The 294-nt window shown below is 66.0% G+C and carries 1 protein-coding gene; it reads right to left on the bottom strand.

Annotated features, from left to right (window positions below; translation table 11 throughout):
• A partial coding sequence (locus J0A65_RS27060; protein ID WP_206597244.1) for a type 1 periplasmic-binding domain-containing protein occupies positions 1-294 on the bottom strand: 294 nt, incomplete at both ends.

The following is a 294-nucleotide window of genomic DNA, read 5'->3' as shown; positions in this document are numbered from 1 at the left end:
CCGGCTAGGCGCAATTCGGAAGACGGTGTCTGCTTGACCCCGGAAAAGGCCAGCAGCTCGGCCGGCCGCCCCTCGCTCAGGGCGATCAGTTCCCGCCCCATCAGGTAACCCGCTTCCTCGTCATTGGGCACCAGGCTCCCCAGCCAGTTACCGTGGCGCTCGCGGCTGCCGCCGAGCAGCGCCTGCTGCTCCGGAGTCAGGGTGCTGTGCAGGGCGAACAGCTGGATATTGCTGCCTTCGAGCAGGCGCAACAGCGCGGGGGCCTGGAACTGTTCGTTGGTGAAGATCAGGTAA

This window comes from Bowmanella yangjiangensis (genome assembly GCF_017255015.1).
Taxonomy (GTDB): Bacteria; Pseudomonadota; Gammaproteobacteria; order Enterobacterales; family Alteromonadaceae; genus Bowmanella; species Bowmanella yangjiangensis.
This window is presented reverse-complemented; position numbering and strand designations above follow the sequence as displayed.